This window comes from Candidatus Syntrophosphaera thermopropionivorans, from assembly GCF_004353895.1.
Classification (GTDB): Bacteria; Cloacimonadota; Cloacimonadia; order Cloacimonadales; family Cloacimonadaceae; genus Syntrophosphaera; species Syntrophosphaera thermopropionivorans.
Genome location: NZ_SMOG01000005.1, coordinates 29,086 through 43,884, shown reverse-complemented (window position 1 = coordinate 43,884; position 14,799 = coordinate 29,086). Strand labels below are relative to the sequence as shown.

16 protein-coding genes and 1 tRNA gene are annotated in these 14,799 nt (G+C 35.8%); 2 read left to right on the top strand and 15 right to left on the bottom strand.

Annotated elements, in window-relative coordinates:
- Positions 1-2 precede the first annotated feature (2 nt).
- A complete protein-coding gene (locus E0946_RS02970; RefSeq protein WP_207930816.1) occupies positions 3-1,304 on the top strand; it encodes a GWxTD domain-containing protein in 1,302 nt (433 codons plus the stop codon).
- Between the two features lie 386 nt (positions 1,305-1,690).
- Here the strand turns inward: E0946_RS02970 and E0946_RS02965 are convergent.
- A tRNA-Pro gene (locus tag E0946_RS02965) sits at positions 1,691-1,768 on the bottom strand.
- 139 nt (positions 1,769-1,907) lie between these two features.
- Here E0946_RS02965 and E0946_RS02960 point away from each other — a divergent pair.
- Positions 1,908-2,582, top strand: coding sequence for a metal-dependent hydrolase (locus E0946_RS02960; protein WP_133200982.1), 675 nt, complete (start codon positions 1,908-1,910; stop codon positions 2,580-2,582).
- 94 nt (positions 2,583-2,676) lie between these two features.
- Here E0946_RS02960 and E0946_RS02955 read toward each other — a convergent pair whose 3' ends face one another.
- The 14 genes from E0946_RS02955 to rpsL form a co-directional block, all read right to left on the bottom strand.
- A complete protein-coding gene (locus E0946_RS02955) occupies positions 2,677-2,946 on the bottom strand; it encodes a hypothetical protein (RefSeq protein WP_133200981.1) in 270 nt (89 codons plus the stop codon).
- A gap of 12 nt (positions 2,947-2,958) precedes the next feature.
- Positions 2,959-3,801: a PorV/PorQ family protein gene (locus E0946_RS02950; RefSeq protein WP_133200980.1), complete on the bottom strand. Its 843-nt coding sequence runs from the start codon at positions 3,799-3,801 to the stop codon at positions 2,959-2,961.
- Between the two features lie 18 nt (positions 3,802-3,819).
- Positions 3,820-5,259 carry a hypothetical protein gene (locus tag E0946_RS02945; protein ID WP_133200979.1) on the bottom strand — a complete coding sequence of 480 codons (1,440 nt, stop codon included), beginning with the start codon at positions 5,257-5,259 and terminating at the stop codon, positions 3,820-3,822.
- On the bottom strand, positions 5,259-5,828 hold the full coding sequence (gene lspA / locus E0946_RS02940) for a signal peptidase II (protein WP_133200978.1): 570 nt from the start codon (positions 5,826-5,828) through the stop codon (positions 5,259-5,261). The genes E0946_RS02945 and lspA overlap by 1 nt, the downstream gene beginning before the upstream one ends.
- A gap of 3 nt (positions 5,829-5,831) precedes the next feature.
- Positions 5,832-6,233: a TraR/DksA family transcriptional regulator gene (locus E0946_RS02935; protein ID WP_133200977.1), complete on the bottom strand. Its 402-nt coding sequence runs from the start codon at positions 6,231-6,233 to the stop codon at positions 5,832-5,834.
- Between the two features lie 76 nt (positions 6,234-6,309).
- On the bottom strand, positions 6,310-7,131 hold the full coding sequence (locus tag E0946_RS02930) for a purine-nucleoside phosphorylase (RefSeq protein WP_133200976.1): 822 nt from the start codon (positions 7,129-7,131) through the stop codon (positions 6,310-6,312).
- Complete coding sequence (locus E0946_RS02925; protein WP_133200975.1) at positions 7,131-7,712, bottom strand: DivIVA domain-containing protein; 582 nt, start codon at positions 7,710-7,712, stop codon at positions 7,131-7,133. The genes E0946_RS02930 and E0946_RS02925 overlap by 1 nt, the downstream gene beginning before the upstream one ends.
- Positions 7,713-7,728: 16 nt before the next feature.
- Positions 7,729-7,995, bottom strand: coding sequence for a YggT family protein (locus E0946_RS02920; protein WP_243713723.1), 267 nt, complete (start codon positions 7,993-7,995; stop codon positions 7,729-7,731).
- The gene (locus E0946_RS02915; RefSeq protein ID WP_133200974.1) at positions 7,995-8,558 is read right to left on the bottom strand and encodes a thymidine kinase; all 564 of its coding nucleotides are present in this window, start codon (positions 8,556-8,558) and stop codon (positions 7,995-7,997) included. Before E0946_RS02915 ends, E0946_RS02920 begins: the two co-directional genes overlap by 1 nt.
- 50 nt (positions 8,559-8,608) lie before the next feature.
- A complete protein-coding gene (locus tag E0946_RS02910; protein ID WP_133200973.1) occupies positions 8,609-9,376 on the bottom strand; it encodes a TrmH family RNA methyltransferase in 768 nt (255 codons plus the stop codon).
- Between the two features lie 338 nt (positions 9,377-9,714).
- A complete protein-coding gene (gene buk, locus E0946_RS02905; protein ID WP_133200972.1) occupies positions 9,715-10,791 on the bottom strand; it encodes a butyrate kinase in 1,077 nt (358 codons plus the stop codon).
- A gap of 681 nt (positions 10,792-11,472) precedes the next feature.
- Complete coding sequence (locus tag E0946_RS02900; protein ID WP_133200971.1) at positions 11,473-13,755, bottom strand: C10 family peptidase; 2,283 nt, start codon at positions 13,753-13,755, stop codon at positions 11,473-11,475.
- 175 nt (positions 13,756-13,930) lie between these two features.
- Positions 13,931-14,401, bottom strand: a complete 471-nt coding sequence (gene rpsG, locus E0946_RS02895) for a 30S ribosomal protein S7 (RefSeq protein ID WP_133200970.1) — start codon at positions 14,399-14,401, stop codon at positions 13,931-13,933.
- Between the two features lie 18 nt (positions 14,402-14,419).
- The gene (gene rpsL / locus E0946_RS02890) at positions 14,420-14,797 is read right to left on the bottom strand and encodes a 30S ribosomal protein S12 (protein WP_133200969.1); all 378 of its coding nucleotides are present in this window, start codon (positions 14,795-14,797) and stop codon (positions 14,420-14,422) included.
- Between the last annotated feature and the right edge of the window lie 2 nt (positions 14,798-14,799).

The window sequence follows — 14,799 nt, the reverse complement described above, 5'->3', positions numbered from 1 at the left end:
TCTTGTTAGTTGCATGCGCAGGACCGATATTTGCCCAGTCTCTTACTATTCATATCAGTCCTCACAGGTATTTGAGTAAGGATAAAGCTACTATCGTTAATCTGGATTATCAAGTTCCCTATAATAATCTTAAGTTTGTTAAACATAAAAATGGCTATTATGCTGAATTAGATATTAATATAGAGGTATTGAAGAATGATTCTCTTATCTTTCAGAAAAATATTAGGGATAATATAGGTATTTCCAATCAATTTGATGCTAAGTCGGATAAAGCTTATTTGAACCGAGTTAGTTTTAGTCTGGATCCAGGTTCCTATATTTTTCGGGTTAATGCCTTAGATATAAATTCTAAAAGAAGTTCCACTTATTCTTTTCCTATTGAAACTCTCTCACCCGAGACGATTTTAAGTGATATAGAATTGTGCAGTGTAGTGCGTCCTGATAGCAGTGCCTTTTTAGAAAAATTTCATAGGGGAAAGACCCTTTATCAGAGTCAACCCTCTCTTATTTTTGAAAAGAGGGATAATCCTTATGTTTATCTCAGTTTTGAAGTATACACCAATGAATCTATGCGTCAGGATGTGGGAATTTTAATTCTAACTGTGCAAAAGGATAGTATCTTAATCGTTGATGATATGATAGATTTTATCGCCCATAGCGATAACGAAAGAATCACTTTAACTATACCACTAACAGATATTGAAGCGGGAAAATATAACGGAAACATTACCTTACAGATTGGCGAACTTAGTGAAGAACGAAATTTTGAATTCTTTGTTACTGAACCTAAAATTCAATATTATTATGTTTTTGTAAATCCTGATGATGATTATAAACTACTTAGATACTTTATGGGTGAAAGTGCTCCTGGAAACTGGAAAACTTATTCCTATGATGCAAAAAAACAGTATGTGAACCGTTGCTGGGTTAAACTGGCTAATGCGAATCAGGTAAGCCCTGAATCTTTTATCCAGACTATTCGTGATAGAGTTGATTACGCTAATAAACATTTCAGCCATTTTAGCGATGGATGGACTACAGATATTGGTAGGATATATATTAGACACGGTGAACCGGATGATGTGGAAAAAGGCACTACCCTGGATGATACTCGTTTCGTGCGTAAAGATTTTCAAATCTGGAAATATAGAAGTAGATTCAATGCTGTATACCTTTTCTTAGATATCCAGATGAATGGTAATTATAAACTAATTTATGTGAATGGAGATGAACGGGAAAGTTCTAATCCTAACTATATGTATTATCTCGGTGATGATTTTGATACCTCTCTACTTAGGAACTGATATCCTGATAAATTAAGAGTTTTTCTCTCCAGGTTTCAGAAATAGAAGTTATTAAAGTCTTCCTAAAATAATAATATAAAAGCATAATACTCATTATTACCAATAGATACCTCAAGTGAGTAGAAAAGTCACTTTATATCACTATAACTTATTCTTTATATAAGTTATGATTACACCTCATTCTATTCTTATTCCTTGCTTGTTCTTAGGTCTTTCTTAATTAAAGAGCCAAGAGAGAGCTAAGAAAGAGCTAAGATAGAGTTTGGAAAATATTGAATGACAGATAAATAAGAAAATAGCAATTTGGAAGGAAATACACACTATTTCAAATATAGATAGCGATAGCCTTTTGAGGGTTTATATAGAGGTTATCTGGCAAAAATTAATGGTCGGGATGACAGGATTTGAACCTGCGACCACTTGAACCCCATTCAAGTACGCTAGCCGGACTGCGCTACATCCCGAACCATAAAAAACACAAAACTAAAACTAAGGTTTTTTGACAAGGGAAAAGTGCAACTTAATTTAGTTTCTTTTCTAAAAGATTAGAAAATCCTTGACTTTTTTACTATAAAATTCAATATAATAGTAAGGAGGTGAAAAATGAAGATTAAATATTACGGTCATTCAGCTTTTGAAATTACCAGTAATGCAGGGCAAAAAATCCTTATTGACCCCTTTTTAGAGGGGAATCCACTTTCATCGGTAAGAGCTGACTCGGTTAAAGCAGATTTTATAATTCTTTCTCATGCTCATAGTGACCATTTAGGTGATACTATCAGGATTGCCAAAAGAAATGATGCGATAGTTATAGCAATAGCAGAATTAGCAGCATATTTAGCGGGTAAGGGATTAAAAACACATGGTATGCAAACTGGCGGAAGTCATATTTTCCCGTTTGGTAAGGTAAAGTTCACCCTTGCTTTGCATGGAAGTAACACTCCTGATGGACATTATGCAGGACCAGCTGCAGGCGTTTTATTATGGGTAGATGATTCCTGTATCTATCATTGTGGAGATACCGGTCTTTTTGGTGATATGAAATTGATTGGGGAAATGAATTCTGTAGATTATATGCTGGTTCCGATAGGAGATAACTTTACTATGGGTCCTGAAGATGCTATCAAAGCAGTAGAATTTGTATCACCTAAGATTATAATTCCAATACATTACAATACCTGGCCTCTTATTCAGGTTGATGCTGAAGCCTTTTCCGAAAAAGTAAAAGCCCTGGGAAAAGAATGTATTCTACTTAAACCAGGAGAAGAGATACCCTGATCAAAAAAAGAGATTTAGAAAACTATTAAAAAGAAAAAAATACCCCCTTCTTTTTCTTTCATCTAAATAAGAAAAGAAGGGGGTAATATTTTAATTAAAAGAATAGAAGCTTCACCAATATTGCAACTAAAAGAGCGGAATTTATAGTAGACCACACAATAATTAGTTTTCTTAGTTTATAAACCTGCAGACGATTTTCTTGCACTTTTCTTTCCATACGAACTAATAGATTTTCCAGTGTTGAAATTGTGTCATTGCTCTTAGTCTTTACGGGTGCAGTTATATTTGGTATTAAATAACGACTCACTTCTATAAATAAAGGTAGAATGAGCGGGAATATCTTTTTAAAATTAAATTTAGCCATAGAGCGTACTCCTTAAAATTTATATCCTAAGTTACCATAAAGTGTTCCACCCAGAACAGCATGAGTAGAATATGATAGGTCTAAGTTAAGTCCCTTAAGATCAAATCCCACTCCAGCATTCCAGGTAGCTGGATTGGAATGCACTCCAAACCTAATTGCTAAAGGTTCCAGCAGGCGGACTTCCACTCCTCCCATAAATTCAGTCTCTTTGGCAAAATCCTTTTTTACTTCAATTGTGGTAATCACCTGATTATATGGGATATAAGAAAGTCCAAGAGCTAAACGACTCGGTAATTCATTTTGATTGGTATCACCCATAACTGCTTGATTGATATTGCTCACACTAAAACCAAGTTTAGTTCTTTGATGAAGTATAGCCGTAGCTCCCAGGTCTAAACCAAAAGCATCATCAGCTTCTTCTTCAGAAAAATCCAGACGATAATAATTAAGGGCATAACCCACACTTATCTGTGAATGAACATCACTTTGAAGAATGAAAGAATGACCAGCAGACCAGATTTGTTCGCTCATCAAGTTCTCATCTTCAAAATTGACATCAAACAGTCTTGCTCCAAAAGCTACGGTTCCCAGTTTCTTGGGAAGCTTAACACCTGCAGCTACTGTTTTATACTCTGAAAATTTTTGATTGTAGAGACGACTGAATCCTGCTTGAGCTTCATAATTAACATTAATCAAACCTGCTGGATTGAAAAATAGAGAATTAACATCATCTGCTACTCCAGTATAAGCTCCACCAAGAGCACGAGCCCGAGCAGAAGGAATATAATCATCAAATACGGCAAGCAGCAAAGCTGTCTGCATCAGAATAAAAGCAAGAATTAGTATTTTTTTCATTTTCATTTCTCCCCGAGCTTATTTCATTATAGATTTAACCACAATGGGTTGAACAGTTTCCTCTTTGTGTCCCGTGCTACGTTCAATTATTTCTAAATGACAATAATAAAGACCAATAGGAACTCTTCTCATCATATAATCACGACCATCCCATTGAAAACTTTCAATTCCCAAAGGACTACTGATATTTTTATTAATTGGAGTAGCAACTAAACGTCCTTGTGCATCATAAATCCGAACAATAGCTTTAACATTTATGCCAGAGCTTGAGCTTTTGCAACCGTATTCTATGGTAAGTTTTTCATTTAGCTCTGGATTGAAGATATTTTTATTGGAACTCGGATTTTTAATATTTAGCCAGGCTATACTTTTACGGATAGGCACAAGAATTTTTCCATCAGTTAGAGCCTGAATCTGAGTATTATCATAGAAGAAAGAAACGAGGTCTATGACGGATTCACCATAGTCTACTGGTTTAAGACATAATTTAAATAACACATCTTCATCTGCTGTAGAAGTAATAGGTTCCATTGACTGATAGCTGATATGAATCAAGGAGCCATCTTCTGATAATTCTACGGTTGGCTCTTGAGCAGTCATCGTTCCTGTTCCATATTTTACACTGATAAACTTAACCTTACTGGCATCAATTTTAATATTTGTCGTATAGGAACTAACGAACCATTCTGGTTTTATTCTTGAAGTCAAGATGGGAATATCTGTTTCTGTATTAATGTCTGCAGTAGTTGTTTGAACTTTGATCATAGCATTTGAGACATTATCCTCTTTCACTATATCATTCATATCACGAGGATTGATGGCATAATTACTAAAAGAATAATCTACCACTCCTTGAATACGAGCCCAGCGTTCTCCCACAGTCATTTGGGGCCAGGAAAATCCAGTTCTGGGAAAACATTGATCGTCAATCTGGCATTGTCCCGTTCCATCATTCACATAAAACTCATTATAACTTGTAGGTAGAGAAACAATAGTTACATTCTCCACTTTTACAAAAACACCTTCCCATTGCTCAGCTGTAGAGCTGGAAGATAAGTCACCAGTATTTATTAGAGTTGGTGGAGGAATGGGATTTCCCTGACTTATTACCCGGTAACCTGTGGTAGGTGACATCTCAGTAAAATTATAATATTCAGTAATCGTACCTGTAACTTCAACTTCATCTCCTCGTTGAGGATGAAATTGATTGGTATAAATCAATAAACCACTCCAGGGACCTCCTTCAGGATCAGAGATAAAAAAACCAATATTACTGGTATTTGTTCCAGTATAGAATAGCTCTACTACAACAATACCTCTAACTGTGACAGTTCTCCCTACATAAGGAGAATCACCAGAGGCAGAAGTAGTGTATTGAATATCGTGACAGGTGTAAACCTGAGCAAAGAGTCCCAATGCTGTGGTTAATACCAGAGCACAAAGTAAAATTTTTTTCATTATAGCTCCTTATCTAAGATTTTATCATTAGTCTCAAGAAGTGGTTCAGCCTCTTTCCTTTCTACCTTCTTTCCACTAATAAAGATTAAATCATAAATTAATAGACACATTCCAATAAAGATTGCACTGTCTGCCACATTAAAGACAGGAAATCTATCCATTCCTTTGATTATGTTAGGAATATCAACGCTTATAAAATCAGTTACCGCACCAAAAATTGGTCGGTCAATAAGATTATTACCTATAGCACCACCAAGCACCAATCCAAATGCTATAACCTGAATTCTGTTCGTGGATTGATATAATAGCCAGATAATGAAGATAATGGCTATCACCGATACAGCTATGAAAAAACCTTTATTCCATAAAGGATTGGGCAAGGATAGACTAAAAGCTGCTCCACTATTTTGCAAGTGAAAAATCTGGAAGGTATCTCCGAACCATTTTTCACCAACATTTATCCAGCTATAAAGCGGTAGCTTATTTCGGACCACCGCTTTAGTTACCTGGTCCAGAATAATGACCAGAGACATAACAAGATAAGCCGGATAAGTCTTAACTTTAGCCATTAGCTATTTTCTTTGTTTACGCTTCTTTTCTTCCATCTTTTCCATACAGTTAACGCAATAATGAGCATAAGGAATGATTTCTAATCTGGATTCGCTAATATTTTTCCCGCACATTTCACAGATGCCATAAGTTCCATCATAGATTTTCTGTAGAGCTTCTTTCAGTAAACGAACTTTTTCTCGTTCTTGTTCCATAAGCATTACAGATTGTTCCATTAAATGTGTATCTGAACCCTGGTCAGCCTGATGAAAGGCATAGGAAGAAAGATCACCACTGCTTTCTTTAGCGCCTAAACTCTGACCTTTACTAACCTCTTCAATATAAGCAATACTTTCTTTTAATTCTTGCTGAATGAGTTCCTCAAATTTCTTCAACTTCTCTGGAGACATTGATTTCGCAGCCATCTTTCACTCCTGTGCTAAATAAAATATTTAAAGTTCCTTCAATCCTATATACTAAGTTATGTCAATGAAAATATACTTATGAAAAATGTATATTTTGGACAAATTCAGCGATTATGGGCAGTAAATTAGCAGAAGCCTTTTCTGCATTATGACGAATTTCTTCCTGACTATGAGCCTGATTGTGGAATAGATTACTATAATTAGTTACAATAGAAAAACCAAGTACTCGCATTTGAGAATGACGAGCCACAATAACTTCTGGAACTGTGGACATACCTACTAAGTCAGCACCCCAGCTGGCAAAAGCAGCACATTCTGCTTTAGTCTCAAGACTGGGACCGCTTACTGCTATATATACACCTTTATGAAGGGGAATACCTTTGTGCTGTGCTATCTTTTCACATTGCTCAAGATATTGCTGATCATAAGGATTATTCATACTGGGGAATCTTTCACCAAGTGAATCATCATTGGTTCCAATTAAAGGATTAGTTCCCATAAAGTTGATATGGTCAGTAATGAGTACCAGTGAAGCGGGAGAGAGATTTTCACGTAAACTTCCTGAAGCATTGGTTACAATTAGAGTTCTTATTCCGAGAGCAGCTAAAACGCGAGTGGGGAAGACCACCATTGGCATCGGATAACCTTCATAATAATGAAAGCGTCCTTGTAAAAATATCATAGGAATACCTTTTAGTTCTCCCAGAATAAGATTGCCTTTATGTTCTGGTGCAGTAGTAGAAACAAAACCGGGGATTTCAGCATAGGGGATTTGAGCTCTGATTTCACTTTGTTCTGCAATTGCATTTAATCCTGTTCCCAGAATCATAGCCACAGAAGGGATTTGTGGTAGTTGTTCTTTCAACCAACTTGCTGTATATTGATAATCCAGATTCATTAGTTTTTATTATCCTCCACAGTGGGTTTACGGGTTGGACTAATCTCCTCTTTAATCTGTTTAAAATCTGCATCCAGAAGAGGTTCTCGCTCCTTTGCCAGGAGAGGGTCTTTTTCAATGCGTTCCTTGAATGTATTTAGTTCACTTCTAAATTGCATTAAGAACTGTCGTTTTTCCTCTTTCAACTGAATATATTGTTGTTCCAGCACAGCTAGATATTGTTTCGCTTCCTGTATAGCACGGGTAGCTTTAAGTTCAGCTTCATGAATAATATTTTCTGCTTCTTTTCTTGCATTAGCAATGATATCTGCCTTTGTTTTTTCAGCAAAGACCAGCGTGCGACTGATTAATTCTTCCCTTCTTTTCAATTCTTCCACTGCACTACTTGCTTGAAAGGCTTCCTGTTGAACTTCCACTTGCATTTGTTCTCTACGTTGCAGTTCTTTTTCCTGTCGCCTTTGATAATCTTCCAGTTCATTAGCAAGTTGTTCCAGAAATTCTTTTACTTCCTTTTTGCTATAACCAAACATAGTGGTGGAAAATTCCTGATGCCGTATATCAGTTGGAAACAAGGTCATCATACCTCCTTAAAAAAACTCATCTTATACGATTTAAGATACTGATAATTATTTGAATAAGAATTATAGCTATCACGGGTGAGAAGTCAACTCTCATTCTGGGTAGTATTCGTCTTATAGGACCTAAAACAGGTTCCGTGATACGAACAAGAAAATAATAAAATTTGCTCTGATGATAAAGCATAAACCAGCTCATCAAGGCTCGGATAAGGATAATCAGGATATAAATATCCAGCAAACTGGCTATAAATCCTGCGATGTCACCTAAAATAGTTCTTCCCATCATCAATCTAAGACCTTATGACAGTTACGACAGCGGGGTTCATAGGCTTCACTGCTTCCAACCAGAATCTGGTCATCTTGGGGAACCGTGCGTTGAGTCCGATTAGCTGGATTTCCACATTTGACACAGATAGCCAGAACTTTTGTCACATATTCGGCAATTGCCATCAGCTGTGGCATACTATTGAAAGGTTTTCCGCGGTAATCCTGATCTAATCCTGCAACTATCACACGATAACCTTTATCTGCTAAATCATTACATACATCCACAATGCTTTCATCAAAGAATTGAGCCTCATCTATAGCTACTATTGTTATATCGTCGGTTAGATATTGATAGATTTCTTCTGGCTTCACAATAGGAAGAGAAGGAGCACGCATTTGAGAATGGGACACGATGTCAGTTGCATCATAACGATTATCAATAGAAGCTTTAAAGACCATAACTTTTTGTTTTGCATATTCAGCACGACGAATACGACGAATGAGTTCTTCTGTCTTACCACTAAACATACTTCCACAGATAACTTCTATCCAACCAGTCTTATTATTATTAATTATATTCACTATAGCTCCTTAGAGATTAAAACCTTATTTATCCTTTATGGAATAGACCTTTATTTTGTCAAATTATTAGTGTTTCTCTGGATGAAAAGATGATATGCTATTATAGCGGCAGAAATTGAAACATTTAAGGATTCTATGGCGGAGCTCATTTCTATATGTAAGGCTTCATTGGTTAGTGAAGAAACCTCTGAAGATATCCCATGAGCTTCTGAACCGAGTACAATAATTAATTTTTCCTCTGGCTGGAAGTTAAATTTGCTTAAAGCTTGTCCTTTATGGGCATCAGCAAGAATAATTCTTCCCTTCAGTGCTTTTAATTCTGAAATATTGGCTTGTTGGAAAGGAACTTTATAAACACTACCAGAAGAGGAACGAATGACTTTAGGTGATGAAACCTCTACGCAATCAGGAGATAGTAAAAGTGTACCAATTGAAAATGCAGCAGCAATGCGGAAAATACTTCCCAGGTTACCAGGATCACTGATTCTATCTAAGTAAAAAGCACAATTAAAGTTGACTTTCTGTGCCTGAGGAATAGGGAAAAGTGCTGCAAAACCAGAAGGATGTTCACTGTCACAAATTTTATGCATATCCCATTCGCTTATGTAATAAACTGGAATATTATCCCAAATTGGTATTGGTTGCATTCCCTCAAGTAAATATTGCTCCAGAGGGTTGATACCATAAAACTTTATCTGCTCAAGTGTGCGAAATCCATCCACTACAACCAGTTTTTCTTGCAATCGGTTGTCTTTTTGTTTTAATCTTGCAAGTTCTTTAATCCGGTTTTTGCTTAAAAAAGAGGGTTCTGTATTCACTTTCTAACTACCTTATTATGCTAATAATTATGGAGTTATCCACAAAAAGTGTGGATTATATATTTCTTATAACATATTGTTTTACAGGAAGTTAAGGCAGAGTCATATTTTTCTGCACAATTTATCCACAACTTATCCACATTCCTTTATTCCTTGTTATTCATTAAATTATAGTATTGATTATAAGAAACTGCACTTTAAAAAAATCAGGAAATAAGACTCAATTTCCATTTCTTGATGCAATCAATAATCTTGATAATTAGATAATCAGAAAAGATGGTATTAACACATTTTACCATCAGGGAAAATAAGAGCTGAGTGAATAATTATTATTAAGTTCAGGAATATTCTTGAGCTTCTTCAAGACCTCTGAGCACTCTTAATCCACCTTGAGCGAGAGCTTCCATTTCTTTTTCTCCCGGATATAAATAGATAGGAGCCAGGAATTGGATTCTGGATTTAATTTGTTCAACGATATATTCATTAAAAGAGAGACCACCGCTAAAGAAAATAGCATCAACCTTGCCCTCTAAAACAGCAGCACATCCACCTATTTCTTTAGCCACTTTATAGCACATAGCATCGGTAATCAATTTTGCATAAGCATCACCATTTTTAATACGATTATAAACTTCAATTCCATTATCTGTTCCGAGATATGCCATCCATCCGGCATTTTTAGATAGATATTTTACCAGTTCAGAGTGAGAATATTTTCCGCTGAAAGCAAGTTCTACCAAATCACCAATAGGTAGAGTACCAGCTCTTTGAGGAGAAAAAGGTCCATCACCGAGAAGTGCATTATTAACGTCCACCACTCTTCCATTTTTAATAGCGGCGACAGATATACCACCTCCCATATGTACTCCTATAAAGTTTGATTCCTCAAGGGTTTGATTGAGTTCTCTGGCTAAAAGTCTGGAGATATATCTGATATTAAGAGCGTGAAAAAGGGAGTTTCTTTTTATCTCTGGAATTCCTGAGATGCGGGCAATATCTTCAAATTCATCTACTACTACGGGATCTACAATAAACCCAGGAATATTATATTCCTTAGCAATGGAATCAGCAATAAAAGCACCAAGATTGGATGCATGAACTCTACCCCATAAATTAGGATTGCGAAGATCTCGTTTCATTGCTTCATTAATCTTAAAAGTGCCTCCGGGAACAGGTTTTATTAAACCTCCTCTTCCGACGACAGCACTAAGAGTTTCAGGTGCAATATTTCCTTCTGCCAGTGCTTCTAAAACTATTTTTTTGCGGAATTCATACTGGTCAATGATGTCCGGAAAAGGAGCAAGTTCTTCTGGGCTATGACGCAAGGTTTTTTCTAAAATGGGTTGGTCATCTTCATATACGGCAATTTTAGTGGAAGTAGAACCAGGATTAATAGCGAGAATACGATAGGACATATATCCTCCTAAAAGTTTTAGTTTATTAAACTTCCTTCTTTATTGGTGGCTTTCTTTTGTCAATCTTTTCCTCAGGGAAGTTTATATATAAAAAGCAAAATCTATATGCTATTATAGAATAGCTTATAATCTCCATAAATAGACCTTGTTTCCTATTGGAAGTTGAGGGTAGATAAGAATATTGACAGAAGAATAATTAAAATAATCAATTCAAGCCTATATCCCGTAAAATTTCTCTGCCTATAGATGGGTAGCTTATGTCCAGCTTATGTCCAACTCATGTCCAGCTTATGTCCGAATGGGACGAAAGTTAGAGATAAGTTTGAGATAGTTTCTACATTAAAGGGCGAAATAAAGATAGAGTATTTATTAAATAATTTTAAAGATTTATTCTTTATAACATTATCCATAAAATGAGGATGTATTTTATCCCATCACTTCACCTGATAGTTCAAAGTATATTTGGTCTATAGCTTTTTTCGATAGCATCAATATTAAGTTGAATTTCCAAGAGTGGTGTACAATCAAACTCATTGATTTGGATTTTATTTAGTAATATGCTTATCTTTACCTTGCTTTGGTATTATAAAAACAAATATAGAAGGAAAAAGAAAGGAGAGCCATTTTGACTCTCCTATCTAAGTTATGTTTTATTTATGTGACTAAGGTGTAGGTGAAGGTTTATTTAAAATATAAGAGTTTTGCGGTTCCTTTTTCTTTGCCCTGTTCCCAAGAAAGCAAATAAACTCCTGTAGGTAGTGGTTTACCCATCATATCCTTGGGAATCCAGGTAAAAGTTTTTGGAGAATCAGTAATAACTAACGAGCTAACTTTCTGACCTTTAAGATTATATATAGTAAATTGTACCGGTTCACTGGATTTACTATTTAATTTAATCTGGGTGCTGTTAATGAAAGGATTAGGGAAAATTTGTAGAGAAGTAATTTCAGGAGCTAATTCATCATCATTTGCAGTATAAGCAGATAAGATAAAGTTAGCGGAACCAAGATTAAAGATTTGAGTATCATTGTAGAAGAAGTTAGCAGGTGAAACCTGAGTAATACTAACAGTTGGACCATTACCTATGGCTTTAAAATGGAACTTTAATAGGGCTCCATCACCAGTGAAACGATTATTACTATCACAGCTAATGGATATAGAACCGGGATTATTTATTACCACAGAAGGTTCGCAACCAGCGCTAATAGTTCCAGCAGTATCTATTCCCATAAATTGTAATTTACTTGGGTCGTAGTTCAAATCAAATTGATAATGAGTAACATTCCAGGAAGGGAGCAAGTAACTGGTTCGGATTTCGGTAGTTCCAATTTGATTATAATCTAAATGCATAACATTTACCATTGAAATAGAACTTTCTGCCAGATTCGTTATTGGAGGAATTACATCAATCATTATGAAAGAAGTTGTGGTTATAGGAGTATTATTATAGGACATTCCTACTATATCAAAAAGATATTGACCAGTATCAAGGGGGAGAAAGGAAAAAGTAATCAAATCTCCACTTCCGATAATATTAGAATTGCCATTCCAGCTAACTTGTAGATAACCAGGTTCAGTTTCAGTAACAGAAAGGTTTCCATCGGAAGCGATACCATTAGCAATGGAAGCACCATTAAAAGTTAAGTTATCGCTGTCGTAAATAAGGGTAAATTCAAAATGATTCACATTCCAGGAACCCAGTACAGGAAAAGTGGAAACAGTTAAATTAAAATTGGTTCCCACAGTTGCACCAAAGGCATTCATATTTATTCTAACCTGGTTGATATTATAATTTTGAGGAATACTATTAGCGATAACGGAATTCCAACTATTAAAATCATATCCTCCGGGATTTATATTATTTATATAATAATATCCGTTTGAACTTCCACTCCAGCCGAAATTAAAATGATAATATCCAGGTGTTTGATATCCATCAATTACAAAAGCATGTCCTCCTCCTGAACCAGAACCGGAATAATACATAGGGCAACCATTATCTAATTGAGTTTGCAAGAGATTATTCCATTGAGTATCGGACATTCCCATTTTATTCTGTAAAACAGCATTTGGATAGCGGAAATAATTGACCAGAGCATTAGCTGCATCGTTGCTTTGAGCTCCAGAACCGTCAACAGAATAGCCCATATTAACAGCCACTCCACAATGATAAAGCAATGTAGCAATAGGGATACAGGAAGTAGATATGGAGTTTGGCATTTCATCCCATAAATAAGTTGTAGCTCCAAAATTGGCAGATTGATATCCGTAACCTGGGCAATAATAGGAATGAGAACCCACACCAGTGGTTGGATGACTCCAATATTTCATTACCATACCCATAGCAGTAGCTACACAACCTGCATAAACATGACCTCCTGGTCCATTTGGGTCAGCAGGACAAAGTTCATTATATGGCCAACCTTGATCCCAATTAGTAACAATAAGAGGACGTACCGCACGGTCTTGTCTGAAATTAGCTGGTAGATTACCTCTAAATAAACTCTGCCAGAGTTGTGCATTCTCAGGAATAACAGTTTTTTCATCTCTTATTTGTCTGATTTGAACTGCATAGTTTTCCACCCATTCCAGAAAAGCTGGTGGATAGGAATTGATATTACAACTGGAATCAGAGGAATAAGCCAGAACCGGGATAGAATTATCTTCAGCAGAAATCAATACGAAGCCGTTGTTATGAAATAGAATCAAATAAAGAGGAGGAAGATTTTCATCTGTGAGCTCATATTTGGATTGGGATAGAGTAAAATTGTTATCCCTGTATTCCAAGACTTGCTGAATATTCAACTCGGAATAGTTCTTTCCCTCTATAAGATTTAACCAGGTTTGAGCTATAATTTTTGCCTCTTGGGGTTGGACAAATTCAGCAAAAACCGGAAGAGAAAGAGAAAATATTAAAAGAGCTAATAGAATTATATGTATTCGGGAAAACATAGATGTATTCATTGGTCCTCGCAAAAAATAATTTATTGATATATAAAGCAAGTGGCATTCCACACTGTGGAATATTTTAAGATTATATCAATGGGGAAGCTTATCATATTATAAAAATAACAAAACCCTTAAAGCATGAGCTCATCAATACTTTAAGGGTTTTAATTAACATCTTTAATAGGGTATCTTAGAATCTCAGATGGGCAAAAGCTTTGTTTGCTTCAGCCATTTTATGAGTGTCCTCACGTTTTTTAATTGAGGCACCTTCATTTTTGGAAGCAGCAATAAGTTCAGCTGCTAATTTTTCATCCATACTTTTTTCATTTCTGGCACGAGCATAAGTTATAATCCAGCGAAAGGCAAGTGCCTGTCCGTTCTTTTCAGAAACTTCCATAGGAATTTGATAGTTTGAACCACCAACTCTGCGGGAGACAACTTTAAGTTGCGGGCGAACATTGTTTATAGCGGTTTTAAAAACTTCCAGCGGGGGTTGTTTTGTTTTTTCTTCAATAATATCAAAGGCACCGTAAACGATTTTTTCTGCGATACTTTTTTTGCCTTTTTTCATAAGACAATTTATAAATTTGGAGAGGACAACATCCTGATAAATAGGATCAGGGAGAACTTCACGAATGACTGCTTTTTTCTTTCTTGGCATAGTTTAATCTCCCTTTAATTAAGCTTTTTTAGGACGTTTGGTGCCATATTTAGAACGAGAATTAACTCTTTTTTCCACTCCAGCAGCATCCATAGCACCACGAACAATATGATAGCGGACGCCAGGTAGATCTTTAACACGACCACCCCTAACTAATACTATGCTATGTTCCTGTAGATTATGTCCTTCTCCACCTATATAGGCAGTAACTTCAAAACCGTTAGTTAAACGAACACGAGCAACTTTACGTAGAGCTGAATTAGGTTTTTTGGGCGTTGTTGTATAAACACGAGTACAAACTCCGCGCCTTTGCGGACATCCCATAAGCGCCCTATTTTTCTTTTTCTTTTCAATCTTAGTTCGTCCATTTCGGACTAATTGATTAATGGTTGGCACTA